38 protein-coding genes are annotated in these 23,965 nt (G+C 62.6%); 9 read left to right on the plus strand and 29 right to left on the minus strand.

Annotated elements, in window-relative coordinates; genetic code table 11:
* Positions 1 to 51 precede the first annotated feature (51 nt).
* From ACVOLQ_RS10305 to ACVOLQ_RS10440, 28 genes are all read right to left on the minus strand, one after another.
* Entirely contained in the window at positions 52 to 771 is a 720-nt protein-coding gene (locus ACVOLQ_RS10305; protein ID WP_481527920.1) for a hypothetical protein, read from the minus strand.
* 256 nt (positions 772 to 1,027) lie between these two features.
* Entirely contained in the window at positions 1,028 to 1,417 is a 390-nt protein-coding gene (locus ACVOLQ_RS10310) for a hypothetical protein (protein WP_481527921.1), read from the minus strand.
* Between the two features lie 61 nt (positions 1,418 to 1,478).
* Positions 1,479 to 1,976 (minus strand): phage tail tube protein, encoded by a 498-nt coding sequence (locus ACVOLQ_RS10315; protein ID WP_481527922.1) that lies wholly within the window; start codon positions 1,974 to 1,976, stop codon positions 1,479 to 1,481.
* Between the two features lie 52 nt (positions 1,977 to 2,028).
* Positions 2,029 to 2,382 (minus strand): tail completion protein gp17, encoded by a 354-nt coding sequence (gene gp17, locus ACVOLQ_RS10320; protein ID WP_481527923.1) that lies wholly within the window; start codon positions 2,380 to 2,382, stop codon positions 2,029 to 2,031.
* Entirely contained in the window at positions 2,382 to 2,873 is a 492-nt protein-coding gene (locus ACVOLQ_RS10325) for a hypothetical protein (protein ID WP_481527924.1), read from the minus strand. The genes gp17 and ACVOLQ_RS10325 overlap by 1 nt, the downstream gene beginning before the upstream one ends.
* Before the next feature lie 5 nt (positions 2,874 to 2,878).
* Positions 2,879 to 3,217, minus strand: a complete 339-nt coding sequence (locus ACVOLQ_RS10330; protein ID WP_481527925.1) for a phage head closure protein — start codon at positions 3,215 to 3,217, stop codon at positions 2,879 to 2,881.
* 1 nt (position 3,218) lies between these two features.
* A complete protein-coding gene (locus ACVOLQ_RS10335) occupies positions 3,219 to 3,563 on the minus strand; it encodes a head-tail connector protein (protein ID WP_481527926.1) in 345 nt (114 codons plus the stop codon).
* A 2-nt stretch (positions 3,564 to 3,565) separates the two neighbouring features.
* Positions 3,566 to 3,808, minus strand: a complete 243-nt coding sequence (locus ACVOLQ_RS10340) for a hypothetical protein (protein WP_481527927.1) — start codon at positions 3,806 to 3,808, stop codon at positions 3,566 to 3,568.
* A gap of 54 nt (positions 3,809 to 3,862) precedes the next feature.
* The gene (locus ACVOLQ_RS10345; protein WP_481527928.1) at positions 3,863 to 5,200 is read right to left on the minus strand and encodes a phage major capsid protein; all 1,338 of its coding nucleotides are present in this window, start codon (positions 5,198 to 5,200) and stop codon (positions 3,863 to 3,865) included.
* A gap of 15 nt (positions 5,201 to 5,215) precedes the next feature.
* Positions 5,216 to 6,094 carry a head maturation protease, ClpP-related gene (locus ACVOLQ_RS10350; protein WP_481527929.1) on the minus strand — a complete coding sequence of 293 codons (879 nt, stop codon included), beginning with the start codon at positions 6,092 to 6,094 and terminating at the stop codon, positions 5,216 to 5,218.
* A gap of 4 nt (positions 6,095 to 6,098) precedes the next feature.
* On the minus strand, positions 6,099 to 7,385 hold the full coding sequence (locus tag ACVOLQ_RS10355) for a phage portal protein (RefSeq protein WP_481527930.1): 1,287 nt from the start codon (positions 7,383 to 7,385) through the stop codon (positions 6,099 to 6,101).
* Complete coding sequence (locus tag ACVOLQ_RS10360; protein WP_481527931.1) at positions 7,382 to 8,890, minus strand: terminase large subunit; 1,509 nt, start codon at positions 8,888 to 8,890, stop codon at positions 7,382 to 7,384. Before ACVOLQ_RS10360 ends, ACVOLQ_RS10355 begins: the two co-directional genes overlap by 4 nt.
* 184 nt (positions 8,891 to 9,074) lie before the next feature.
* Positions 9,075 to 9,494, minus strand: coding sequence for a hypothetical protein (locus tag ACVOLQ_RS10365; RefSeq protein ID WP_481527932.1), 420 nt, complete (start codon positions 9,492 to 9,494; stop codon positions 9,075 to 9,077).
* Positions 9,495 to 9,679: 185 nt separating this feature from the next.
* On the minus strand, positions 9,680 to 10,039 hold the full coding sequence (locus tag ACVOLQ_RS10370) for an HNH endonuclease (RefSeq protein WP_481527933.1): 360 nt from the start codon (positions 10,037 to 10,039) through the stop codon (positions 9,680 to 9,682).
* Positions 10,039 to 10,212, minus strand: coding sequence for a hypothetical protein (locus tag ACVOLQ_RS10375; protein WP_481527934.1), 174 nt, complete (start codon positions 10,210 to 10,212; stop codon positions 10,039 to 10,041). The genes ACVOLQ_RS10370 and ACVOLQ_RS10375 overlap by 1 nt, the downstream gene beginning before the upstream one ends.
* On the minus strand, positions 10,212 to 10,568 hold the full coding sequence (locus ACVOLQ_RS10380) for a DUF1064 domain-containing protein (RefSeq protein WP_481527935.1): 357 nt from the start codon (positions 10,566 to 10,568) through the stop codon (positions 10,212 to 10,214). Before ACVOLQ_RS10380 ends, ACVOLQ_RS10375 begins: the two co-directional genes overlap by 1 nt.
* Positions 10,565 to 11,026: a lysis system i-spanin subunit Rz gene (locus ACVOLQ_RS10385; RefSeq protein WP_481527936.1), complete on the minus strand. Its 462-nt coding sequence runs from the start codon at positions 11,024 to 11,026 to the stop codon at positions 10,565 to 10,567. The genes ACVOLQ_RS10380 and ACVOLQ_RS10385 overlap by 4 nt, the downstream gene beginning before the upstream one ends.
* On the minus strand, positions 11,023 to 11,265 hold the full coding sequence (locus ACVOLQ_RS10390) for a hypothetical protein (protein WP_481527937.1): 243 nt from the start codon (positions 11,263 to 11,265) through the stop codon (positions 11,023 to 11,025). The genes ACVOLQ_RS10385 and ACVOLQ_RS10390 overlap by 4 nt, the downstream gene beginning before the upstream one ends.
* Positions 11,266 to 11,543: 278 nt before the next feature.
* Complete coding sequence (locus tag ACVOLQ_RS10395; RefSeq protein ID WP_481527938.1) at positions 11,544 to 11,837, minus strand: hypothetical protein; 294 nt, start codon at positions 11,835 to 11,837, stop codon at positions 11,544 to 11,546.
* Complete coding sequence (locus ACVOLQ_RS10400; RefSeq protein WP_481527939.1) at positions 11,837 to 12,268, minus strand: structural protein P5; 432 nt, start codon at positions 12,266 to 12,268, stop codon at positions 11,837 to 11,839. Before ACVOLQ_RS10400 ends, ACVOLQ_RS10395 begins: the two co-directional genes overlap by 1 nt.
* Positions 12,269 to 12,583: 315 nt before the next feature.
* Positions 12,584 to 13,393 (minus strand): PDZ domain-containing protein, encoded by an 810-nt coding sequence (locus ACVOLQ_RS10405; protein WP_481527940.1) that lies wholly within the window; start codon positions 13,391 to 13,393, stop codon positions 12,584 to 12,586.
* Between the two features lie 231 nt (positions 13,394 to 13,624).
* A complete protein-coding gene (locus tag ACVOLQ_RS10410; RefSeq protein ID WP_481527941.1) occupies positions 13,625 to 14,254 on the minus strand; it encodes a hypothetical protein in 630 nt (209 codons plus the stop codon).
* Positions 14,251 to 14,625, minus strand: a complete 375-nt coding sequence (locus ACVOLQ_RS10415; protein ID WP_481527942.1) for a Ref family recombination enhancement nuclease — start codon at positions 14,623 to 14,625, stop codon at positions 14,251 to 14,253. The genes ACVOLQ_RS10410 and ACVOLQ_RS10415 overlap by 4 nt, the downstream gene beginning before the upstream one ends.
* Positions 14,625 to 15,206: a hypothetical protein gene (locus ACVOLQ_RS10420; RefSeq protein WP_481527943.1), complete on the minus strand. Its 582-nt coding sequence runs from the start codon at positions 15,204 to 15,206 to the stop codon at positions 14,625 to 14,627. Before ACVOLQ_RS10420 ends, ACVOLQ_RS10415 begins: the two co-directional genes overlap by 1 nt.
* Positions 15,181 to 16,149 carry a helix-turn-helix domain-containing protein gene (locus ACVOLQ_RS10425; RefSeq protein WP_481527944.1) on the minus strand — a complete coding sequence of 323 codons (969 nt, stop codon included), beginning with the start codon at positions 16,147 to 16,149 and terminating at the stop codon, positions 15,181 to 15,183. Before ACVOLQ_RS10425 ends, ACVOLQ_RS10420 begins: the two co-directional genes overlap by 26 nt.
* A gap of 106 nt (positions 16,150 to 16,255) precedes the next feature.
* The gene (locus ACVOLQ_RS10430; RefSeq protein WP_481527945.1) at positions 16,256 to 16,609 is read right to left on the minus strand and encodes a hypothetical protein; all 354 of its coding nucleotides are present in this window, start codon (positions 16,607 to 16,609) and stop codon (positions 16,256 to 16,258) included.
* On the minus strand, positions 16,606 to 17,244 hold the full coding sequence (locus ACVOLQ_RS10435) for a hypothetical protein (protein WP_481527946.1): 639 nt from the start codon (positions 17,242 to 17,244) through the stop codon (positions 16,606 to 16,608). The genes ACVOLQ_RS10430 and ACVOLQ_RS10435 overlap by 4 nt, the downstream gene beginning before the upstream one ends.
* A 1-nt stretch (position 17,245) precedes the next feature.
* Positions 17,246 to 17,707, minus strand: coding sequence for a hypothetical protein (locus tag ACVOLQ_RS10440; RefSeq protein WP_481527947.1), 462 nt, complete (start codon positions 17,705 to 17,707; stop codon positions 17,246 to 17,248).
* A gap of 35 nt (positions 17,708 to 17,742) precedes the next feature.
* On the opposite strand from ACVOLQ_RS10440, the gene ACVOLQ_RS10445 reads away from it, so the two are divergent.
* Complete coding sequence (locus tag ACVOLQ_RS10445) at positions 17,743 to 18,255, plus strand: helix-turn-helix domain-containing protein (RefSeq protein ID WP_481527948.1); 513 nt, start codon at positions 17,743 to 17,745, stop codon at positions 18,253 to 18,255.
* A 34-nt stretch (positions 18,256 to 18,289) separates the two neighbouring features.
* On the plus strand, positions 18,290 to 18,454 hold the full coding sequence (locus ACVOLQ_RS10450; RefSeq protein ID WP_481527949.1) for a hypothetical protein: 165 nt from the start codon (positions 18,290 to 18,292) through the stop codon (positions 18,452 to 18,454).
* Between the two features lie 341 nt (positions 18,455 to 18,795).
* Here ACVOLQ_RS10450 and ACVOLQ_RS10455 read toward each other — a convergent pair whose 3' ends face one another.
* Positions 18,796 to 19,221, minus strand: a complete 426-nt coding sequence (locus ACVOLQ_RS10455; RefSeq protein WP_481527950.1) for a hypothetical protein — start codon at positions 19,219 to 19,221, stop codon at positions 18,796 to 18,798.
* 32 nt (positions 19,222 to 19,253) lie between these two features.
* Between ACVOLQ_RS10455 and ACVOLQ_RS10460 the strand changes: the two genes are divergently transcribed.
* The 7 genes from ACVOLQ_RS10460 to ACVOLQ_RS10490 all read left to right on the plus strand — a co-directional run bounded on the left by ACVOLQ_RS10460 (position 19,254) and on the right by ACVOLQ_RS10490 (position 23,716).
* A complete protein-coding gene (locus ACVOLQ_RS10460; protein WP_481527951.1) occupies positions 19,254 to 19,739 on the plus strand; it encodes a hypothetical protein in 486 nt (161 codons plus the stop codon).
* 107 nt (positions 19,740 to 19,846) lie between these two features.
* Positions 19,847 to 20,113, plus strand: a complete 267-nt coding sequence (locus ACVOLQ_RS10465) for a hypothetical protein (RefSeq protein ID WP_481527952.1) — start codon at positions 19,847 to 19,849, stop codon at positions 20,111 to 20,113.
* Between the two features lie 7 nt (positions 20,114 to 20,120).
* Positions 20,121 to 20,414, plus strand: coding sequence for a helix-turn-helix domain-containing protein (locus tag ACVOLQ_RS10470; protein WP_481527953.1), 294 nt, complete (start codon positions 20,121 to 20,123; stop codon positions 20,412 to 20,414).
* Positions 20,411 to 21,910 carry a dATP/dGTP pyrophosphohydrolase domain-containing protein gene (locus tag ACVOLQ_RS10475; protein WP_481527954.1) on the plus strand — a complete coding sequence of 500 codons (1,500 nt, stop codon included), beginning with the start codon at positions 20,411 to 20,413 and terminating at the stop codon, positions 21,908 to 21,910. The genes ACVOLQ_RS10470 and ACVOLQ_RS10475 overlap by 4 nt, the downstream gene beginning before the upstream one ends.
* Positions 21,907 to 22,608 (plus strand): XF1762 family protein, encoded by a 702-nt coding sequence (locus ACVOLQ_RS10480; protein WP_481527955.1) that lies wholly within the window; start codon positions 21,907 to 21,909, stop codon positions 22,606 to 22,608. The genes ACVOLQ_RS10475 and ACVOLQ_RS10480 overlap by 4 nt, the downstream gene beginning before the upstream one ends.
* Positions 22,605 to 23,519 carry a DNA cytosine methyltransferase gene (locus ACVOLQ_RS10485; RefSeq protein WP_481527956.1) on the plus strand — a complete coding sequence of 305 codons (915 nt, stop codon included), beginning with the start codon at positions 22,605 to 22,607 and terminating at the stop codon, positions 23,517 to 23,519. The genes ACVOLQ_RS10480 and ACVOLQ_RS10485 overlap by 4 nt, the downstream gene beginning before the upstream one ends.
* A complete protein-coding gene (locus ACVOLQ_RS10490) occupies positions 23,516 to 23,716 on the plus strand; it encodes a hypothetical protein (protein ID WP_481527957.1) in 201 nt (66 codons plus the stop codon). Before ACVOLQ_RS10485 ends, ACVOLQ_RS10490 begins: the two co-directional genes overlap by 4 nt.
* Positions 23,717 to 23,965 lie beyond the last annotated feature (249 nt).

Raw genomic sequence — 23,965 nt, forward strand, 5'->3', positions numbered from 1 at the left:
CAACATACCCCCGGCGGAAGCGGAGGCGGCGTACTACGCCGGCAACACGGGTCACGCCATCGCGGCGTGACTCAAACGAAATGGCCTCCGGAGAAGCCGGGGCGATTCAGTGAGCGTGTCGTGATCGAGAATGGCACCGAGCCGCTCCGCTTCCGCTCCCCATTTGCGGAAGCCCTCTCCGTTGTTGGAAAGCAGCGGAGCAAGCATCGCCGAGTCACTGGCGATGGCTTCCATGTAGAACACCATGTCGGCTTGCGATACGCCGGCTTTCTCCAGAGCGCTGTAGTACTTCTGGAGCACCTCCGGACCGCTTAGGTTGCGAAAAGCGTCAGCGGTCAGATTTACCTTAGGTGCGATCTGCTCGAAGAAGTCCTTCATGGCACCGCCACCGGTGCTCAGAAAATCGCCAAGCTTGTCCTGCGTATCCTTGAAAATGTCAGCGAGCTTGTCTTGCTGCACGCCCACGGATGCAGCGCCCGCGGCCATTCTTTGAAACACCTGCTCATTCGTGCCAGACAGGCGGGAGAGCTTTTCCAACTCGGCTGACGCGTTGACCAGCTGACGGGTCCAGTTGAGGACGGCCGTGCCAGCGACGGCAAGACCACCGACTACTGACCCTGCGATCTTTCCGAATGCCTTACCGACATCGGCTGCAGCATCACTGGAATCTTTGCCGAACTTCTTGACCTTCTTCCCAGCCCGATCGGTATCCGTCTCGAAAGAGCCGGTCCGCATCAACAGATCAACGACGATTGAGCCTGCAGTGCTCATGTTCGATTCCAGTCAAGTTAAAAGCCAAGGGCCTTGGATACGTCGCGATCCGCGTCGCTCATTGACGGATCTGCCGGGCTTGGCGCAAGGAACCCGAGCAGGTCTTCATATTTGCCGCCAAATGCGGACGCTATCAGCGCCGCCGGCCGGTGGTATCGGTGAAGGTCGTCGAATGGGTAGAGCTCGAAGAAGGCTCGGAACCCGTCAAAATCCGCTGCCGGCATCGCGTCAATCTCGGCAGGCAGCTTCCCTAGCGCTAGAGCGAGCTGGTATCGGAACCACCCGGGGCTTCCGCGTCTTGCGAGCTGCCCTTTCCCTGGTAACTGTGCACCTCGCTGATTTCCTTGGCCAAGGCCATCTGCACGGAGAATTTGAGGCGCTTCGCCTGCGCCAGCGTCAGCGCGGGTTTGCCGTCCGGGGTTGAGATGGCTTTGGCGATCAGCCGCGCTAGAGAATCGGCCTGCTTTTCGGGATCGTCGCTGAATTGACCTGCGCCGAACGCTCGCAAGACGCCCCCCTCCTGTTCGCGGATGTAGAAGGTGTGGGTGCTGCCATCGGCCAGCTTCACATCGCGCTGGTGCACCTCGTCGGAGATGAACAGCGACGGGTCCAAAAGCGGAGTGGCCGCCTGGTTGTTATCAGTCATGGTTGTTTCCAAACGGGGTTGGGTGCGCCGGCGCCATCCTGACGCCGGGCGCGAAGGTTGCTCAGACCAGTGGCTTGCCGTAGCGGGTTACGCCGCCGCTCCGCTGCACCGTCACAGTGCCGCGGACGATCTCGTTGGTGGCGATGTCGATGTTCACGTCGGCAACGTAGCCGCTGAACAAGAAGCCCGACCGGGCAGTGGCCAATGGCGGCACCAGCACGTCGTCCGGGCCAAGGGTCGGGGCGACTGTGCCGTCACTCAGGCCGATGTACCAGGCTACGTTCTCGCCGCTGTCCTTGAGCTTGAACAACGCATCATGCGAGGCGTCGCTCGGGATGTAGTTGAATGGAATCGACACCTGCCCCGGGTTGCCAAGCCCGCGCTGGTATTCCTTGTCCACCGTCGCGTCGAGACAAGTGGATTCGATCTGGTCGGCAGCGCCACCCAAGCCAGACGCGCCGGTCGGGCAGGCAAACTTGACGATTTCCGGACCGCCGACCGCGTTCGGGTCAACGAAGAACAAATGGGTGCCCTGGGTCTTGACGACGCCCTCGGTCATGACAGTTTCCTCTGAAGGGCCGCGCGAGGGCGGCTATTGAATTGACCAGGCTTCAGCGCTGGTCGATGAAGTCGGCCTCAAGACCGACGCGATACAACTTGGTTTCAGGATCGCGGACGTTCAGCACTACCCGATTGACGATCAGGACGGCATCCAGCGCGGCACGAACCGCCAGCGCCAACTGCTCCGCACCCGCATCGTTCTGGTGATAGCAATCAATCTGGACCGTAGTGAAGTCGCCGCCCGGCGCGCTGCTGAGGTTGTCGAACGCGGCGCTGGTAGCGATCTGCCACACGACGTAGGGCCGCTGCTCCGTCTGTGCTATCTCGCCGTGGCGAGCGATGCGGATTTCCACGATGCCGGAAACGCTGGGCGTGTGGATGGTTCGATACACCTTCGGAAACATCAGCGGCGCCCCCTGTTTTTTGCCTCAAGACGCTTGGTCACCAAGTCCAATCGCTTCAGCAGGTCCGTGGTGATCACGTCGATCACCTGGCTGCCACGGCGCTGGACTGCAGGCCGCAGCCAGGGATAGGCCGGTTGCGTGCTGGAACCGTATTCCATGAGCTGTGCAGCCTTTCTGGTGGTCGTCCTGGCACCGTGCGCGTTGACGAACGCCTTGCGCTTCACCCGCACCAGCTGCCGCTCACCCTTGGTTCCGATCGGTGCCTTGCCCCGGCTGGCGATGATGCTGTTCACCGTCGTGTCGGTGCTATCCGCGCCTCCGACCGCTGCCGAGCGCCGGAAGTTGTCCTTCGCGTGATCCCGGAGCAGGCGTGCACCTTTCGCCAAGGCCAGCTTCACTGGCCCGCCACGCTTGCTCACGACCTCTGCAGGCAACGACTGAAGCGTAGCCAGTACGCCATCAATCCCGCGAATCTGAACTTCAACCTTCATGCCGCCTACTGCCCGTCATTGACGCCGGCAGACACCGGGATCGTGATGTATTCGAGGCCAGACACCTTGTCGGGAAGCAGCCCCGCGATGTTGTAGACCTGCCCGCGATGCAGGATGCGCATCGATGCCTGCAGGCCAGCGCGGTACCGAATGGTGATGCGAGCAGTAACCGCCGCCTGCGTCTGGCCGGATTGGATAAACTCCCGGGCCGACAGCGGCTCGACCGATGCCCACACCTCGGCAACATCTTCCCAAGTGGTCTGCGAAACGCCGTCATCGTCGCGGGTTGTCACCTGCTGCTGGATGAGTACACGGTGGCGCAGTAGACCTGCCGGCAAGCTCATCTCAAACCCCCAAACCGATGCGGTACGGCCAGAGCAGGCTGTGTGCGCCCATCGGAACCTGCACCGCGGCTCCGTCACTCCCCTGCACTTCTTCTCGCGTCCGGTACAGGTGCCCCAACATCAGGAGAACGGCCGCCTTGATCGAGTCGTTGACCAGGATGGGATCGATGCCGCCGCTGCCGTCAAGGACGGCAGCGGCCATTGAGTCGGCGTCGGCGAACACACGGCGGTTGAGGAACTGCTGTGCGGCTCCTTCCGAGGCGCCGCCATAGAGTTCCAGCAGCGCGTCATCATCGGAATCGCATCGGCAGTGCGCCCGGGCCTGTTCAAGGGTGATCAGTTCCACGGTCAGGCCTTGCCCTTGCCGCGGCGGTTCTTCTTGCTGGCAGGTTGCTCGCTCACGGCGTCAGCGGCCTCCGTGGCTTCCGCAGCAGCCGGGGCTTCCTCCACCACCGGCCCCGAACTCTCCGCAGCAGGTTGCTCGCTCACGGCGTCAGCGGCGCCGGTGTCGATGAAGTACTGCCCACGGCTGCTATCCATCCGCACGGTGTTGCCGGCGCGCGGATCGGGCGCTTTGAACTTGATCAGCATGTTGCTCTCCTGCCCGACCCGCTCTTGGCGGGCCGGGCTGCGTGGAACAGCTAGTTACGGGCCAACGTTGCCCAGGTCGCCGTAGATGAAGGCCTGCGGACGGTACACAGCCAGGGCCAGACGCTCTTCGGCGAGGATGGTCACCAGGTTCTTCACGAAGTCGTCTTCGTTCTCGGTGGCCACCTCGACGCGCGCCTGCCAGCGGTCGAACACCTGAGCACCCAGCTTGAACGCACCGGTGAGGAACTTGTCCTCGGCGATTGCCTGGGTAGTTACCACCGGCAGGTTCCACAGCGTGGCGCCAATGACGCCCTGCGGATTGCCGATGATGTAGCGACCGGTGGTGTCCTTCTCCAGCTCAACCCGGGCCCAGTCGATCGGATTCAGTACGATGCCACTGGCCGGGAACTCAGCCAGCTGCGCCTGCAGCATGGCCAGGCGGATCTTGTCGATCACCGTGGCATCAGTCGGCGCGAACGGTGCGGCATAGGCAGTTGCCTGCGGGATGATGCCCAGCAGGTTCTGGCCGGTGCCGTCACCGTTCAACAACTGCTGCTCTTCCTTGAAGGCAAGGCCGTAACGCAGACGGCCATCGATGTAGCTGGCCAGCTGCGAGGCGTCGCTGAGAATCTGACGCGAGGCCTTCATGTAATGTGCGACCACCTTGGCAGTCGTGCTCACCAGGTCGAACTTCAGGCTGGACTCGGGCTTCTTCGCGCCTTCGGCGACCGGGGCTGCATTGTTAGTGAAGCCAGTTTCCTTCACGTACTCCAGCGTGTTGCCGTCCATGCGGCCCGGGGTGATCAGGTCGCGAACCGTCAGGCGGCGATCAGGCGGCGCGATGATGCCCGGCAGGCGGGTACTGGTGACCAGATCACCAGCCGCGCCATCGGTATCCGTGGTCACCGAAGTGATTGCAGCACTGAAGGTCATGTCTACGCGACCGCGCGGGGTGGTCTTGGCCGCAAAGGCCTGGAACTCATCGCCGTTCACAAACTGCTGGCCAAACGTCTGGTGCTGCACGTCACCGCCGGCACCGTTGGCTTCGATCTTGGCCAATTTCTGCTCGGCGCCTTGCAGATTGGCCTGCAGCTCACCCTGCTTCATCAGCAGTTCGTCGACCTTGGCACGGGTTTCATCGGCCAGTTTCGAGTGTGCCTTGATCTCACTCTGGGCCTGCTCGGCCATCGTCTTGACCTGGTCGCCGATGCGCTCGAGCTCTGCCTTGATTCCTTCGGGCAGCGCGGCCAGAACCGGGGTGGCCATGACCATGCCGGCAGTTTCAGGCGTCAGCAGGTGATGCACGAAGGTTGCTGCAGATGCATCGAAGGAGATGACCAGCGCGGCAATCAGGGCGATCCCCAGGGTCATGATGTATTTCTTGGCGTTCATTTATTGCTCCGTTGTCTACTTGAGGAGGGAAAAACTGCGCAGCCCAGCGGCCAAGGCCGCCTCGCTGTTTGCTGCATCGCCGGCATCGCGCTCGACGTGTTCGGTGGGATCGCCCTCACCGCTGCCAGAGGGATCGCCCCGGCTGGACTTGATTTCACTGATCAGACGCATGGCTTCGGACTTCGGCATGCCGGTGGCGCGCAAGCCCGCTTCTACGCGGCGCACCGCTGACGCGTTCTCCTTGCTGGCGCCCTTCTCCACCTGGTCCGAGGCAAGCAGTTCGTCGGCAAAGCCGTCCTCGACTGCAGAGGCTCCACCGATCCAGGTCTCTGCATCCATCAGCTTCGACATCGCCTTCTGCTCGGCGCCGGTACGAGCTGCGTAGATGCTGGCCATCGCGTCGTCGAAGGGCTTGAGCGTTGCGGCTACGTCAGCAAGGTCATGGCGATTGCCAACGGCAACGACCCAGGCGTTGTGGATCATCAGGAAGCCGGCGCGGGCGATCTGGACCGTGTCGCCGGCCATTGCGATGACGGATGCAGCAGAGGCAGCCAAGCCGATGACCTTGATGGTCACCTCACCGTCGTGCTCCCGCAACAGGTTGTAGATGGCCAGGCCCTCGAACATGTCGCCGCCAGGGCTGTTCACGTTCACCGTCACAGGCCCTTTACCCATGCTGCGAAGGGCGGCGGAAATGCGCTTGGCGGTGACGCCCTCGCCGGTCCAGTAGTCGTAGCCGATAACGTCATAGACGCTGATCGTCCTGTCCGCCTCCTGCTCGGCTGCGGCGCGCACGCCGGCATCCCAGCGGTCCAGTGCCCTCGGCTGCAGCTGGCTGCTGACCGCCGCACACGGGCGACCTTCCGGGACACTCGGCAGCGTCTTGATCGTCATTTCGTCAGTCCTTCTTGTCGTCGGAAAAGCCAAGGAAGGCGCGGACTGCAGCGCGCGCCGTTTCGGCATCGGAGCTGGTGCCGATGGCGTCCAGCGTGGTCATTGCACTCTGGACAGTGAGCGCGGCGGCGTTGCCACCCATCGGTGCCCGGTCCTCCAGCTCTCGGACCTCGTCGCGGGTGAGGATGCCCTTATCGACCATCACGCCGTAGAACGCGGCGCGGCCAGCGCTATCTGCGCGAAGCAGACCCTCAACCGTGAATTTCGGGTAAAACCGGATGCGCTCGGCTGGCGTCATCAAGTCCTTGCTGATGGCCTGTTCAATCCGGCGAAGCCAAGGGCCAAGCGTGAAAGTTAGGAAGCCGATCATTTGCTGTTCGATGCCGGTTCCCCAACTGGTCGATTTCTCGGTGTGCCCAACCATCCACGGCGGGACGCGGAACCAACGGCAGATGGACTCCACAGCGAACGCGCGCGATTCGAGCAACTGGGCATCGGACGGGTTGATGCCCAGCGTGCCGGCATCGGTGCCACCTTCCAGCAGCGGCGTCTCACCGCGCTCGATGGTGCCGAGCAGGTTTTTCTTGAAATCGGCCCGCTGCTCTGGCTTTAGAAACGTGTTGACCTTGTAGTAGATCGTTTGCAAAAGCCCGTTCTTGAAGGTCCGGGCAGCTGCACGATCTGCGGCAATCGCATTGCCGAACACCTTTGCACCGTAGGCGATAACCGAGACACCGTTCTCCCCGTCCAGCGTGAAGCCCGGGATGCGCCAAATTCGGTTCGTAGGAATTACCCGAGGCGTTCCGTTCGAACGCTTGTAGGTATAGACCTTGTTTCCGTTAGCGTCGGGACTCACCGTCAACTTGCCCGGGTCCAGGAACTGCAACCCGATCACGCGCTGCCCGGCATACAGCTTTTCCGCGTGCGCGTTACCGCGCAGCAACATGGCAACGATCATGGCCTCCCAGAAGATCGCGGCCGTCGAATCGACGTTGGGCTGGTCATGCACTACGAAATGAAGCGGGTGGGTGCTTGCCACCTGCTTGCCACTGCTGGTGCGCTCGTAGATCGACAGCGGCAAGGTCGCGATGGTCTCGGAGATCAAGCGCACGCAGGCCCATACCGCATCGACCTGCAGCACCGCGCGCGGAGTGACCGAAACCCCTGCCTCGCTGAGCATGTCCCGGTTTACGTACAGCTCCTCATCCCTTGTCGTGAAGGAGCGCACCCAGCCATCGATCGCCGCAGCGATTCGCCCCATGATGCCGGTTCGCTGCTGGACTTTTTTCACCTTGCATTCCTCACGGGGTCGTTCAGCCAGTCATCCATATTTCCGTCATCGTCATCTGCCGGCGTGATCGAAATGCCTATCGCCATCAGCAGCGCGGCCATGTCATCGATCTTGTCCGGCGACTTCCGCTTGTCTGGCGCCATGTTCAAGTTCACGTCCCGGCGCGCGACCAGGTTGGATGCATTCCACGCAAGCACCGGGTCGCCGTCGTGTGTGAGCCGGCCTGAGATGTAAGCGCGTTCCAGCTCGGTCATGGCTGGGTGGTAGGACTTCGCGCCTTGGATGAACTCAAGCATCGGCACTTCGACCTTGATCAACCGGCTCACCAGATCTGATGCGTTCCAGCCGTCGAAAGCCATCTGTTGCAGGTTGAAGCGCTCGTGCACTTCAACCACCGCCTGCTCGATGACGCTGTAGTCCGTCACCTCGCCTTCGGTCTGCTCGAGAAACCCCGCCGCTACCCAGCCGGCGTAGGGCACCGTTCCGCGCTCGGTTCGCTGGACCACTGCGCCTTCCGGCACCCAGCGACGGCCCCACGTGATGATCCGATCATCCAGGCGCCAGACCAGCCGCATGGATGTAAGGTCACGCGTGCTGGAAAGATCCAGTCCGCCCCAGCAGGGAACAGACCGCAGCTCCTCCAGATCCACCTTGCCGGCACAGGCGTTCCACTTCGGCAGCAGGATGAAGCCGTTTGCCTGCGAAGCAGGCCGGTTCAACCGCTTGATCTGGAACTCGGCCAACTTGGACGGCATCGCCTTGGCTTCGACCGCCTCCTTGCGGATGGCGTCCATCAGCTTCGGGTTCACGTCCATCAGCGGGTTGGCCTTGAACCACACGCCTTCGTCGAAATCCTTGTCGTCCTTGTCCACCGCGTAGAACACAGCGAGGTAATGATCGGCGGTGTCGCCGAAAACACCCTCCAGCAGCTGCTTTGCGAACTGCCGGATTTCAGCCCACGGCCCCGGATTGGTGTAGCCCTCGGTGGTGGTGAACAGCCACAGCGGATTGCCGCGCGCGCCTGCCGCCGACTGCAGGACGTTCAGCAGGTCAGGCGTCTTGTGCGCGTGGATCTCATCAAGCCCCACGTGCGACGGATTCAAGCCGTCCTGTGTGTTGGCCTTCGCATGCACCGGCTTGAAGCTAGCGCCGATCTCCACGCGGCTGATCGACTTGGCCCACGTTTCCAGTCCGTACTGCTCGCGCAGGTCCGGGGTCTTCTCCACCATGCGTTTGGCGACGTTGAAGATGATCGACGCCTGCGAATACGTGGTGGCCGCCGAAATGACCTGGGCGCCCTCCTCGTTTTCGCAGCACTCGCAGTACAGCAAGATGGCCGCTGCCAGCGTGGACTTCGCATTCTTGCGTGCCACTGCGAACAGCGCCGACGTGAACCGGCGTGTGCCGTCCGACTTGCGGAAGCCGAACAGCTGTACGAGGAAGAACACATGGGAGGCATGCAACTGGATTTCCGGCGTCTCCCACTTGCCCTCAACATGCGGCAACAACTCAATCCAACCGCAGACGTGGTTGGCGTGCTCCGGCGAGAAGTAGAAAGGTGCTCCCTTTTTTTTCGCCCGCTTCAGGTCACTTATGAACCGCTTTGCTGCGAGCTGGATCAGCCGGCCATATCGCTTTCCCTTATTCGCCGCCGCTTCAGTGGCATAAGCCACCGCGATAGCGCAATAGTCACCTGGCGCCGGGCTGTCCGAGTTGCCCGAACTTGTTTCCCGGTTTTTCCGTGGCGCCATTTGGCTTCACCTTCCCTTGTGCAACGGGGGTAAGCCCGAAGTCATTCATCAGTCCGCGCAGCTGAGCGACCATCGATGCAACCGGTGCTTCACCTGCGGCATAGAGCTGAACCGTCTTGCCATGCAGGGCACACAGCTGTCCCAAGGCAGATAGACCTGCCTCCGTCAGCAATTTGTTGGCGTGGAGAATTGGGGCCAACCTCTCCCACTCCTTGCGCGCGTGCGCGTTCGGCATCCAGTCCGGAGCCTCTGGCACAGCATCGACAAGCGGAAGCTCTGCGGCTGGTGGCTGATCACGGTCAGGCCGGTCCGTACCGGCCACCACTTTCAGCGTTGTCGGCTTGCGGGGACGGGCCATGGGCACCTCAAAAACTGAATTTTCTGAATTGACGGTGCAAAAAAACGACTGGGCGTCGGGTGTCCGGGGCGCAAGCCTCTCGACTTTTCCCCCTCCCCCCCGGGGTTATTGCGAATCATTCTCATTTCATGCGTTTGGGAGCGGATTGATGCGACCAGTTCTCATTCCGCCTAGCACCTGGGCTCCTATCGAGCGCCTTGGGTGGAATCGGATTCCGCTCGCCGCCTTACGCCGCGTGCTGCCTCTTGCGCTGTCTTTTTGGCGTGGCAGTCGCGGTTCATGGCCTGCAGATTGCTCTCTGCGTCCGTTCCGCCCTCTGCTATTGGCACGATGTGATCGACCTCATCGGCAAGGAGCGGCAGTCCAGCGGCCTTGCAGTCCTGGCACTGGCACAGGTAGCAGTCGCGCTTAAGGACGGCGTCACGGAGCCTGCGCCACGGCCTGCCACCTCGACCGTTCCCATAGCTTGCGGGCTGCTGCCCGGGCGGCTCATGGACAGGCGCCATGCGCTTCATGGGCTTGTGACTTGGTGCGAAAGAAGGCATCAGCCGAGTCCTTGTGTTTGGTCACGCTCACAACCAAGCGGCTCCCCGTCCAGGGACATGCCCACTTCGCCGTCAATATCTTCTGTGCCGTCGGCTGCCAGTGCCTCGATCAGTGCATCTAGCTTCTGCTCGATGCGACTGAGCTGGTCCTGCAATTTGCTTTCGGTGCTCATCAGAACTCCTCCACATCCCAGCCGCCGCCTTCCCGCTTGGCCTTCACCTTCACTGCAAAGAACCGAAACGGAAACATGGCCGCCGCGATCTTGATCTTGGCCCTGGCATCGTCCTGCCAGAATCCCTTTACTTCGTGCAGCTCCATCACTCCGTCTGCTGCCAGCACCGCAAAGTCCGGGGTGTAGAACGTGTTGTCGGCCAGCCGGAGCTTGATGCCTTCGAACTTGTGCCAGAGGATCTGACCGGCTTGTTCCAGCGCGCGCAACCGGTCGGCATACGCTTGCTCTGTCCTGTTGAGCTGCCCAGCCTTGAGCCTGCCCAGGGCCAGATGATTGCCGCTGTTGTTGCGCCTCACGGAGACCTGTCCGCCATCACAACGGCCTGGCAGGCTGCGAGCTGGTCGTCTGCGTCACGTCCGACTCGAACAACAGCACCCGCAAGCTCTGCTCTGCTTTGGGTGAGCGCATCACGTTCGATGGCGCTGGCGACGGCTTGGGACAGTAATCGGGTCTCACAGCCGGCCCACTCTTGCCGCAGGCGGAGATCACCATTGCGCACGTCAGCAGCAACAGCAGCAGGGACGGCCTCGGCCGCTTCCCGGTCTTGTTCATGCTTCGCTCCGATCTTGGCCAGCTCCTGGCCGTTGGTCTGTTCCAGCGCGCGAGCGCCCTGCTCTGCCAGCACCTGGCTGGTGAGCTGCTTAACTTCCTGTTTGCCGGCGGCGATGTCTGCACTGCGATCCCGCCACTCGCGGCCGAACAGAAAGCCGGCGAGGAACAGCATCAGGCCTGCAAAAATGTGCGCCCTGGTCATTTGAATCCCTCGATGGTTACCCGGTCCGGGTGGCGGTAGCTGATCCACTCGGGCATCGGGACGAACCGCCCGTTCTGCTTGAGCTGGATCTGCACTTCGTAGCGGGGGACGTTCTTGAACGTCGCGTCGAACTCCTCCAGCAGAGCGTCATCCGTGCCTGCCAGTCGTCCGGCATCTCGTGCATCAGCACGCGTGGCAGCGGAAGCCAGGACGCATAGCTCAGCCCGAACCAGCCCCACAGGGCGTCGTAGCCGGGACGCGGCAGCGCGGCGGGGATCTTGGCGCGGGTCACAGTATCCCGGCCCGTCTCAGTAGATAGAGCGAGAACAGGATGACCACCGACGCGATGAATCCGCCCAAGCCGCCGCTCTGCGGATTCCAGAAGTGATACCAACGAACCTTGTTCACTCAAACCTCCACGCCCGCAAGGGCTGTCATGGGTCCATTCCAATGTCGCCGTGCCAGTGCGCCAGCGCTGCCACAGCTAGGCCTGCGAGCGCGCCAGCCGCGAGGTAGATCACGGCGGCACCTCGATGTTGTGTTTCTTCAGCTCGAACTCCATGCGCATGATCCGCATCTTCAGTTCGTAGACTTTCGACTCGGCGTCCCGGCGAGCCTTGCGCTCGTCATCCAGGCCGGTCTCCAGCGTCACCAGCCGCGCCTCTTGGGATGCGATACGTTCGCCGAGCTGACCGATCAGGCGGTCGTTGGCCTTGGCCTCTGGTGAAAGGAACTTGTCCCAAGCCATCTTGCCCAGGAGGAAGAGGACGCCTACCCCACTCCCAACGCCCCACATGCTGACGTCATCCATCACGCCAGCGCCTGGCGCACGCCAGCCTCGATCACCGCCTCGTCCCAGAACAGACCGCCGTTCTCGTGCCGGGCAATGGCCGTCACCATGCGCTGCAGCGGAACCTGCTTGCTGAGGCTCACAATCTCGCGGCTGCCGACCCCGACCTCGCGGGCCACCTGAGCGATGTACGCCTCGGTGCTGTTCTCCACCGGGGGAGCCCAGCGGTTGATCATGTCGCGTACCGTCCGCAGGCCGTGCTTGCTCTGGTATGTCAGCAGCGTCTTGGCCAGCGCGCGGAATCCAGCTTGTGGCGTCTCGAACACGCAGAAGCGCTTCTCGCTGGCCAGTGCCGCGGCGCTGCGATCCTCACCCTGCCAAATCGTCTTGGTGCGATCGATGTTGCCCGGGTTGTTGTTCCGGACGCCGCGCGGCTCCTGCTTCGTGCTCATGCGTGAATCCCCTGTGTGGCATAGGTGCCCGTCACCACAGTCCGGCTGCGGTCGATGATTGGTCCGGTGAGAGTCGACGGGCGTAGAAGGTCCGATCACCACCACTGCCTGGTGCGCAGGCCAGTCATGGCATTCCTGGCGCGCTCGCGCGCGGCACCGGCCCCAATCGCCTCACGGCGAGCGGAGGAGCTTACGGGGCGGTGGTGATCGGGTTGAAATAAAAAAGCCCGGCTTGTGCCGGGCTTTCGTCGCGTGATGGTAGGAATGTAAGGCAAAAAGTGCGCAGGCATCACCTGCGCATTCGCCAAGACGAAGTCATTGCGTTAGAAGCTTTACCTTCTGAGAATCAAACTCTTCCTGCGTCAGCACTCCCTGCTCTTTCAGCTTCAGTAGTTTCGCCAACTCATCCGCCACTGACGACGATGGCGCACCCGTTGATGGAGTTTTCAGGGGCTCTGCCTCTGCAAGAATCTCCTCCACATAAGCCGGGCGAAACTCACGATCCAACGTGAGGGTCATCGTCGCTCCATTTCTCGTAAGCTCGACGGGATATGTTGCGGAACTGGCCGCCTTCTCTGTGGCAGCCAGATATTCGTCGTCATTCTTGAACCTGCGACCTGCCACTCGAGTCACTACATCTCCGACAGCGATCCCGGCTCGCATCGCGGCTGAGTCTGGCCGTACCCCGGTGATTCGCATAGCGCCGTAACGGCCTTGTTGGGTGGCTTCGACGTCAACTCCCATTACTACATGATTTGGAAAAGTTGTCCCCACCGGGAATTTCCCGCCGGCAGCCCCCAAGAAGCCCATGATGTTGTTGTGGAAATCGGCCCCTGAAAAATCGACCCGCTGGATCTGACCGAACGCCATTTGCGTCTCCATCCATCCAGCAGCTTGCACCCTCGAAATCCCGGCGTTCTCACTAATGGTGAAACGAAAGAATCGCTTGGGCGGCGTCGAGTAGCTGTTGCCCAGTAGCAGCTGGCCCATAATCGACTGCCCAGTGCTCAAGGGTGAGTCGCAGACGACCGTTGTTTCATTGGATGAAACGACAGTCCATCGCAAATCCATGCAACGTCCCGATATCTTCCCGGCTACTTCCGCGCCTTTTCCTGAGAAGAACATTTCGGTACTCCCCGACGGAGTAACCGCAAATAGGTCATTTGCGAATCCGGCAGCCGGAATCGCCCCTAAGACGCAAAGCGCCATCAACCTTAACTTAATCACCCCTTCCCCCTGGACTAGTGACAATGATCTGGCCGCTGATACTAATGGGTCCCGAACCAATAGCGAACTGCGGCAGCCATTGCCCCTCCGGCAGGCAGGGGTAGGCCTGCAGGCCTGGCGATCTTTAGATCAAACTAAACCTGCCGCCCCTTCCCCACGCAATGACCGGCTGAATACCCGCGCCGCATCTTGCTCCGCCTCCACCATACGGGTCAGTAGCCAATCCACAACATCTGACCAACCTTGGCGGTACGCGGACTCGCTGACCCCCATGGCCGCGGCTCGCTCACGATTACTCAAGCGCTCACCTTTCATGTAGCCCATCGCTACTGCGGCGATCTGCGGCATGCGCTCTTCCAGCTTCTCCGGGAATAGCTGCTCTCGGGCCACGGCAGCGCGCGCCTTCAACACGCCCAGGTTGCGGCGGGTCTGCTCGCCTTGATCGCGTTCAAACTTCGCTATGCAATCGGTGATGCCCCACAGGGTCCGGGCATCGATGAAAGTGCGAGACCTCCTGTTCCGCTCCTCCAGCGCCAAGCGTGTGATGCCATGAAAGACCCGAACTATGTCCGCACGGCTCGGATCAGGCCCATGCAGAAGCTCCAGCAGGTCTCGACCAAGCCCGGCCGGAACCATGCCAAGCGCTCCAGCGATATCAATGTTGGTCAGGGCATCCGCTCCACCACCTGCGCTCGGACCCGCATCCAGACGGAACGAGGAGGCGTGAAACCTCGCCAATAGCTCACGAACGTCTTTCATGCTGCTCTCCTCAGTTCAATTACGTGCGTCTGTTGTTCGATCAATTCGTCGTCGCTACCGTAGGTCTCGTGGAACACCCGGGAGCCATCCATCAGGCTCGGGCCGTAGATCGCGCGGGTCTGCGCCAAGGTCTTGCCCTCCATCGGGTGCCGGCGGTGATGCCAGAGGCAGAGTGCAAATCCGAAGAAGTGCCCGCGACGGCGGTTGCCGCTCTTGGCGTGGTTGTAGTCGCAGCCGTAGACAACGCGGTGCGAGGGCAGAAGGCCAGCCATCTGTAGGACCAGGCATGCCATGCACGGGCCAGCCTTCGCGAGTTCGATGCGCTCAGCCTCGGCTGCAGTCGGAGTGCCGGTGGAGTGCTGCATCGCCATCAGTCGAACCCCAGCTCCTGGGCAGCGCGCGCCATGGCGGCGGCGGCCGTTTCGCGATTGGTCACGCTGGGCGAGGACGGCCGTTCGTGAACCAGCGCAGGAACCGGCGCCGGGAGCGCTCCACCGGCGGAAACGTGCTGCATCGCCTGACTGAACGCGGCGGCCACCATTCGGGACTGCTGGTAGCCGTCGGCGGCGTTGAACGCGTGCAGGTCCATCAGCGAACGAACCAGGACTGAAAACGGGCTACGGTCCTGGCCGGGGCGCAGCTCCTGCTCCACCTGCGGCAGCGATGGCAGACCCAAGCACAGCGCGCGGAACTCGCCGGGGGTTGGCGGCCACTTCAGGCCCATACGCATGCAAGCCGCCATGCCCTCGCCCAGCTGACGCGGCAGCAGACCCTTCAGCGCCAGCGCCCACGTCTCACCGGCCACAGTCAGCGGACCGTCCGCACTCGCAGGTGCCAATCCGTTGTCTCGCTTCCACTTGCCCGGGAACATCGCTTCCATCCGCTCCCACAGGTTCCACAGCGCATCCATGGCGCGCTGGCTCGGCTCAGCCGACAACGGCGTACTCACCATCGATGACCTCGCCTGCCTGCGGGCCTCGTCCTGCTGCGCTTGGCCGGCCAGCGTGGCCACCGCCGTGACGGCGCTCGTACTCGGCTCGGAGCTCGGAGACTCCGGCGGCAGAACCCTGTGGATGATTTCCATGGCTATTGGCTCCTGGCTTCGGGATGACGGGCAGCGACAGGCCAGCGGCCATAGCGTCGCGAAGGGATTGATTCGGGTCGCCGCCCGCAGCGGCGATGGATTTCAGGGTGGGCAGGATCTGCAGCCAGCCCTGCACCGACAGCGTCCGGTTCAACACGCGGCGATGGCGGACGAACTGGGCGAGCACCTGGCGGTCGAGGTTGTCGGGCAGCGCCCCGAGCGGGGAGACCTCGCGGTCGATGTCTGCCTCGGTCATGCCCGACGCTTCGCACACACGCGGTGTGTGTTGCTCTTGGTTGCTTTTGGTTGCTCTTGGTTCGGGTGCAATAGCTGTTGCACCCTTAGATGCGCCTTTTTGCACCCTTAACGGCGCTGGATTGCACCCTTTGGCGCGCCCGTTTGCACCCTTACCGGCGTCATCTAAGGGTGCAGAATTTGCACCCTTAGCAACTTGGGTATCGTCGCCCTGCCCTGCATTCAGGCCGTCCGAAGCACCCTGATTCTTTAAGGGTGCAAGATTTGCACCCTTAATCCACTCCGGATTGATTCGATATTCGCGGGGACGCCCTTCAAGGCCATGGCCCTGCATTCGCCCTCCGGTACCGAAGTTCACCAGCTCCAGCCAGCCACTCGCCTGCATGGCGCGGAGCTGATACTGGATGGTGCGCTCAGACTGCCGTGTCTTGGCCGCCAGCCGAGCCACAGACGGGAAAATGTGGGTTCCATCGTCGTGTGCGTGATCGGCCAGGGCCAGCGCCAGGAGCATCTCGCCCCCACCCGCGTGGTACCGGTCGAAGACCATGCCGGTCATTCGCGCGCTCATCGCCGCAACCTCACGGAAGCACGTGAAGTGCGTTCCGCCTTGGTGGGCTGTGTGATCGTGTACTGCATGCCATGACTCCTGCTGCCGCTCGCGCCTACCTGGGCGCCAATGGATGTGTATTGGTTTGCGCCAGCGCGTCGGCGGCGTCTTCGTCGGCCTTCGCCAACTTGGCAAAGGCGCGGTTCTTCTTGATCTGATCTTTCAGCGCGCGAATCCGGGCGATCTGCATCGGTCGCATCGGCCCGCTCGGCATCAGCTCCCCTTCCAGCGTCTCAACCGTCTTTTCAAGCTCATCGGCTTTCTGCGTAAGGAATTCGGAGCGCTTCAATACCCAGACGGTCTTAGGCTTGCCTTCGTCCTTGGCGCGGCGGTCCAACTCATCGCGCAGCTGTTGGTCTGTGAAGCGCGCGAGAGGGCTTCGCTTTGTCCTGGCCGCAGGTGCGCTCACTTGTCGCCACCCAGCAGCGCCACGAAACGGCGCTGGATAGTCAGGGCGGCAATCACCACGTCGTTGCAGCGCTCGATGATGCTTCGAGCATGGGGACGGTCGCGCTCATCGATGACACCGTCGGCGGTGGCCGGGGTAAGCGCCGATACCAGCGAGCCGAACTCGGTCATCAGGTTGCCGATGCCGGCCGTGTCCGCGTCTGCAGCAATCAGCGCCAAGCGAATCGGCAGCAGACCACGGCGCGCAGCCAGATCTCGCTCGCAGTCGCTGCGGTAAGGCTCCGGCAGGCTCAGCACCCACGCATCTTCCAGATCGGCCGGAAGTGTTTTGACCGTGCCATCCATGTAACGGCGCAGAGCCTGGCCATTGGCCTTGAGCGCGTCGGCCAGATCGTCGCCCTGCCCCATCCGCAGCGGCACGGCCTTCTTGTCATGCATGTGCGGCGCGGTCATCGCGAAGTAGTTCTCCGCGACCTGCATTGCGAAGCTGTTGGCGTTCATCGCCGTTTCGTTGAGCAGGCGGTGGGTGTAGCCGTAGATCACCTGCTGGCGCGAAGGCAGAAACTGCCTCCCCAGCTTCATGACATCGCCGCTACCGGTCGCCAGACTGCTTCCCATGGACGGAATCGAACTCATCTCAAGCGCTCTCCACCGGAACGATGCGACTGGAATCCGGGTCGTCGGAGCCATGCTCAACAGCCACCGGAGCCGGTTGGCTCAACAGCGCGCGCAGGTGCGGCGAATCAGGCAGCTGGTCCCCATCGCCAAGGGCTTCAACATGTTCGCGCGGAAGCTGCAGCAGGACTGCCAAGCTCGTGTCGTTGGTGAGGAAGAAGCGCCGCATCACCGCTCCCTTGCTAGTTCCGAGGTCATCAGCGCGGGCAGTGTTTGGAGTGAACAACTCCGGGCGCCTACGTGCAGCGCGCCAGCACCAGCCATCCGGCATCGGCTCGTCGTCGCTCCGGCCCGTGAAGGACTGCCGGGCGACACCGAGGAACCGCGCCAGCTGCGCGTTCCGGCTGAAGCCAAGGGCTTTCTTTGCATCGGCGATGGTTGGATTCATGCTGAGAGTAAACCATTGGTTACCCGTAGCGGTCAACCCAAAGTTACTCTCAACCGTCAATCATTAGTTACATGAGCATCGGCGACCGACTGCGGCAGCTCCGAGAGGGCGCCGAACTTACCCAGCCCGAGATGGCGGCCATCGTTGGCACGTCAAAGCAATACGTCGGGCGGCTCGAAAAGGGCCACAACCAAACGCCCAGCGGCCTGTTCCTGGAGGGGTGGGCTCGACACTTTCGCGTGAATCTTCGCTGGCTAACGACTGGTGAGGGGCCTCGTGAATTGACCCCGCCGCCGGCGTCGCATGTTTCGAGACCAGACCCTCTCATCATCGTTGAGACGCTCGATTTTCTGGAACGAGCCTTCGGGGCGCTTGGCAAGCGGTTTTCCCTGAGGGATGACGCCGACCTGTTCGCTGATGCCTATGAATGGATCGCAGAGGACGACAGGCCGGTGGATTCTAGGAATCTGGTGGACTTCTCCCAGTGGCGGGAGAAGCGTGCTTCCAACAGAGGGGATGATGAGCAAAAAGGACGACCTGCTGGAAAAGCTGCTGCAGCGAATAGCCGCCGCGCAGCCGGCTGAAGGGGCTGCCGCAGAGTGCGGAGTTGTTGGCCGCATGGACGACATCGTGCGGCAGAGCCATATCAGGATGATCCGAAGCCTGACCAAGGCGTACCGACAATTCGGATTTCAACTCTTGGTGGACCAGGCCACTATCGGGTGCGCCGGCGTCGAAGATCTGGATGACGACGCATTGATTGCACTGCACCGAGACCTGTAGCGCGCACGTGACTGCATCACCGACGGCGTGACATTCGAAGAAGCGGGCCTGCTCCGCAATCGCTACAGCTAGCCAATCCTGAACGGATTTTCATCCGTTCAGGCTCTCACATGTCCTGAAAGTAACTTTTGATTGACCGCTTGGTGTAACCGATAGTTTACTAACTCCATCGCCCCGCGACACACCCATTCCGGGCAGGGGCTGGAGATCACGGCATGTCACCGGACACCTGGCAGTTGCTTACCCTCGGCGCAGTCGGCCTCTCGGCCGCCGCCAACGTAGTCATTGCCACTATCTTTTGGAGGCAAGGTGCCGGATGCGAAATCCGTATCCTGCAGCCCTCAGTCGCGCCAGCGCCGAATCCGTGCCTTCACGACGAGCCCGCATGCTGTGCTTGCACTGCAATGGGTGGCGCCCCATCGCCGAATATCTGCGGCCATGCCGGGCTCCCCAGCGATTGTCACCTGCGTGCGAGGCTCCAGCCGCAGCGGAAGCCCGTGCTGGCGGAAGTAGTCATCGCGGATGATGGCGCGCTTCGTCCCCAGACTGCCGCCCCGGAACGCGACCTCGTTGATGGTCACCGCCATGTATCCGAGGTTGGTTACTTCGACACCAGTCGTCCATGTGTCCGTCCCGGGGATGTACATGCTCATGAAACGCACGCGAAGCCTTACGGTGTCACGCCGAATCATCCAGTAGGCGTTGAACACACCCAGCGTGGCGCCGATGACAGCGATGCCGAAAGTGATCCATTGAGTCCAGTTCATGCCGGTGAGCATAGCCGACGGGACGGTGCAGCATGAATCACGCCCTCCTCGCCTCACTGCTGCTCATCCTGGGCGGCTGCGCCGCCACCGGCCAGCCCGAGCCCTCCCCGGCCGCTGAGGTCACCACCGATGGCGATGTGACCATCCCGGCTGACCTGGTCGTCAGCAGCCCGCGCATCTGCGCCGCCCTCGCCGTCTACGAGCTCGCAGACCACGACGACTGGGGACTGCGCGGGACCATCGCGGCAACCGCCCTCAATGGCTTCCGCGCGGCAGACCGCGTGCCGAACTGCGCCGCTGGCGTTGCCGTCGCACTGACCGCCGACTTCTCGGCTCGCCACTGGCAAGACGCGCTCGACGCCGTCGATGCGGTCGCCAGCGGCTCCTACCCCGTTCCAAGCGCATGCGCCCGGGCAACTGCGGTTGTCCCCCTCTCTGCGGTCAGTGCCGACTCCCCCTCGGCCGCCCGGGCGCACTGCGTCATCTATGACCTGGCTTTCGTTGGTGGTGCGCCATGAAGCACTCCACCCGCGAATTCCTCGGGACCCTTCTTGTGACCCTGGCAGCTGCCGCCATCATCGGCGTCCTTCTCGCGCTGCTGACCTACGGCAAATAGGAGAAGCACATGCAACGCATGATCACCGAGCAGCCACCGATCATCCCCTGCAGCAAAGGCCACGCAGCGCGCCACATGCTCGACCTACGCCGACCATCGGCCGGTGGCGGCCACAGCGTGGAATGCGCCTGCAGCAACACCGCCAGACACCTCACCTTCGAAGAAGCGCACGCCGAGTGGTGCCTTGTGCACGGACGGCGCGCGCCGAAGCGCAGGCAGCCAGCGAAGCGACCGGTATTCCCGTCTGAGCTCGCCCAGCTGCAGCTGAGTCTGTGAGGCCCCCATGACCGACCAAGCCCAGTGCGACGAACTGCTCGCAGCGCTCACGAAACGGCCGATGACCGCAATGGAAATCCTGCTGGAGCTTGGCATCGGCAGGCCCAGCGCGCGCATCTACGACCTGCGGCAGCAAGGCCACCCGATCCACTCCACGGAAATCGTGGTCAAGAACCGCAAAGGCAAACCCTGCCGCGTTGCCAGCTACAGCGTAACCACCGACCAGATGCTCCTCATTCCACAGCTACCAGGCCGCGCGAAGTTCTCGCAGCGCCCGGGCAAGAAGGAACCCTCCCAATGATCGATTCCACCCCTGCCACCTGCACCTGCCCGAGCGGCGACGGCTCTCTGCGCCACCCTTGCCAGGTGCACAACGCCAATTGCGTTGGCGATGCAGCGCCGTTTGATCTCGTCGCCCACTTGGAGCGCCAGCGCTATTTCTCAGCGCACACATTCGGCCCCGGAACCCGCGCGGCGGGCATCGTCGACCACATCCGCAAGGAGCTGCTGGAGATCGAGGCCGACCCGGGCGACCTCCGCGAATGGGTGGATGTGATCATCCTTGCGTTTGATGGCGCCTGGCGCAGTGGCGCCACAGCACAAGAAATCATCTCCGCTATCGTCGTGAAGCAAACAAAGAACGAGGGACGCACCTGGCCACACTGGAGCACCATGCCTGCGGACAAGGCCATCGAGCATGACCGCAGCGGCGAAAGCGCCGCGGCCCCGGAAGCGGTGGCTTACAACGCGGGTGGAATCGAGTTGACCGCCTGCCAGCTTCACGAAGCGTTGCTGATGGCGGGCTCCCCCGAGTTGGACGTGGAGTTCGATGACCGCTCGCGTGTCCGTATCTTCCACACCGACAACGGCCACAGCGGCCCGGGCCTCTATTGCGAGTGCGTGGACGTGGAAGAGGAAGGCTGCATCCTGCTGGATGGGACTTCTCCGGCTATCGCCGCCCCGGTCGCCGCAGCGCCGGTTGATCTGTCCAACTGGGCTGGGCACTACAGCATCAACCCTGCGGCCGTTGAGGCGTTGCAGTCGATGTTGGCCAGTACCCCCGCAGCGCCGGGGATCGACCTGATCGCCCGTTTGCGCCATCTCTTGACGCGCATAAACAACGACATGCTTGGTGACGATTACAAAAACCTGTCGTCAGATGCGCTGGAGCTGATCGACGCCAGCCCCAAGGGCGGCATACACCCGGATGACGCGGCTGTGGATGCCTTTGCAGCCGAGATGAAGGCGAAGCTGGCCAAAGCACGCGAAAAGGGCCGTGGCGGCTGGCAGGGCGACGAACCGGGAATGCAGCAGCGCCTGTCCGACATGCTGCGCGAGCACGTCGAGAAAGGCGACCCCCGCGACGTGGCCAACTTCTGCATGTTCCTGCACCAGCGCGGCGAAGGGATCAGCCCCAAGGGCCGCAGCGATGCGATGGCATGGCACGCCCCCGACAACCTTCCAGATGTGCCCCCGGGCGATATGGGCTGGTTCTGGGTCGCGGTGAAGCGCGCCAACGGCAAGACCTACAGCTTCCCGGCGAGCTACTTGAACAGCATGTTGCTGTCCGACGAGGACGGCAGGCATGAAGAGCCCCAGGCGGGGAACCGCTACAGCTATGGCGCACTCGATGAGGACGAAGGCAGCTTCCAAGCAACCGGCTGGCACAGCGCGCAGGAACACAGCGAGTACGACAACGTCTATATGCCACTGCTATCTGATGACGACGAGCTGATCGCATGGCGAGCCGTCGAGGACTTCACTTTGCAGGCCACCAGCGCCGAGGTGGGGGCGTGATCAAGCTTCGACCAATTACGCGCGATGCGGCGCATGCCTACATTCGCCTGAACCACCGGCATCACGGCGCACCCGTGGGCGAGTTGTGGCGGCATGCAGTGCACAACGATGCCGGCGTCATCGTCGGCGTGGCCTGCATCGGCCGTCCGGTCGCACGCGCCCTGGATGATGGCCTGACGTGCGAGGTCACGCGCCTGTGCACCGATGGCACACCGAACGCATGCAGCATGCTCTATGCGGCAAGCAAGCGCGCAGCAGAGGCCAAGGGCTACCGCCGGGGGATCACGTACATCCTCGCCAGCGAGAGCGGTGCCAGTCTCCGGGCTGCAGGTTGGACGAAGCTGTGGGACGTCCGCGGACGGACGTGGGATTGCCCGAGTCGGCCACGTATCGACAAGCACCCGACCTCTGACAAAGAGGCGTGGGGATGGGGCGCATGGCAGCAGCCCACCAGCCACGGCGCGGGGTGTCTGATGCATAAGACCTGCACCAAATGCATCCGCACCCTGCCGCTGCAGCAGTTCAACCGAGCACGTACGCAAGGCCGGTCCAGCGTGTGCGTACCGTGCACCAATGACATGCGCCGGTTGCGTGCTCCGCTGCCCGACCAGGTGCCTGACATCGAGCAGGTCCGCATCAACAACGCCGCCGCCCTGTGGTTCGGGCCTGTGCGGCCGCAGCCGAGGTATGCGGTATGAACACCGTCGATCTGTTCTCTGGCGGCGGTGGGTTCACAGAAGGCGCCGAGCAGGCCGGCTGCAAAGTCATTTGGGCGGCGAACCATTGGCCAGCTGCTGTGGCAACACACGCTGCGAACCACCCTGGCACACAGCATGTCTGCCAGGATCTCCAGCAGGCGGACTGGACCTTGCTGCCGGACTTTGACCTGTTGCTGGCCTCGCCGGCATGCCAGGGTCACACGCCAGCCCGAGGCAAGGAACGGCCGCACCATGACGCCACGCGCTCCACTGCTTGGGCGGTAGTCTCCGCGCTGGAGGCTAAATCGCCGATGGCCGCTGTGATCGAGAACGTTCCCGCTTTCATGAAGTGGAAGCTGTTCCCTGCCTGGTGTGCAGCCGTGCATGCCCTCGGTTACGCCATCAGTCCGCACCTGTTGGACGCTGCCGACTTCGGCGTGCCGCAGCACCGCGTCCGCATCTTTATCGTGCTGACCAAGAGCAAGCATCCACTGGAGCTCCGCCTGCCAAAGATGCCCCACGTGCCGGCTAGCAGTTTTATCGACTTCGACGCAGGCACCTGGTCGCCAGTGGAGCGCGCCGGCCGCGCCGTCGCAACAATTGCCCGCGTAAACGCTGGCCGAGCGGCGTTCGGCGACCGCTTCGTTGCACCCTACTTCGGGACCGGCTCTGGTCTGACAGGTCGATCACTGGAGCGCCCCATCGGCACGATCACCACCCGCGACCGATGGGCAGTAATCGACGGTGATCGCATGCGCATGGTGTCGGTGGATGAAGCCAAGATCGCCATGGGCTTCCCCAGGCACTACCTGCTGCCGAAGAACAAGAAAGATGGCATGCAGCTGATGGGCAACGCCGTTTGTCCTCCGAAGGCCTGTGCAGTTATTGCGGCACTGAGGATGGCGGCATGAGCATCTTCCCTGGAGCCGTCGACCACATCGCCGTCGGCCATGACCTCGCCCGCAAGACCAGCGTGAACCTGGACAAGGCCCGGCCGAAGACCCGCCGCATGTGGGAGGCGCGCGGCTTGGCTGTGATCGCCCAGGCCCGCGGTGATCTCGACGAGGCCGCCAAGATCATGGCGCCGTTTACGAGGAAGCGCCGATGAGCGCCCCGCAGCTATTGCCCGACCGCTACGCTTGCCGTCCCTTGTCGGCCTTGATTCGCTCCTGCATTTCGCCCAATACCTGTTCACCGATTGTAGTCAGCTGTACTGGGGTTCCTGTCGCGTACCCCCACAGCACAAGGTCGGCTAGCAAGGGCGCTGCAATTGGCTCGTCTCCATTCCCAACGGCGCTCAACGACGACGCCAACGCTCTTTCACCAGGTCGCAATTCCAATTCCAAAGTTACCGTCT

The sequence above is a fragment of the Stenotrophomonas sp. STEN031 genome (assembly GCF_056759975.1).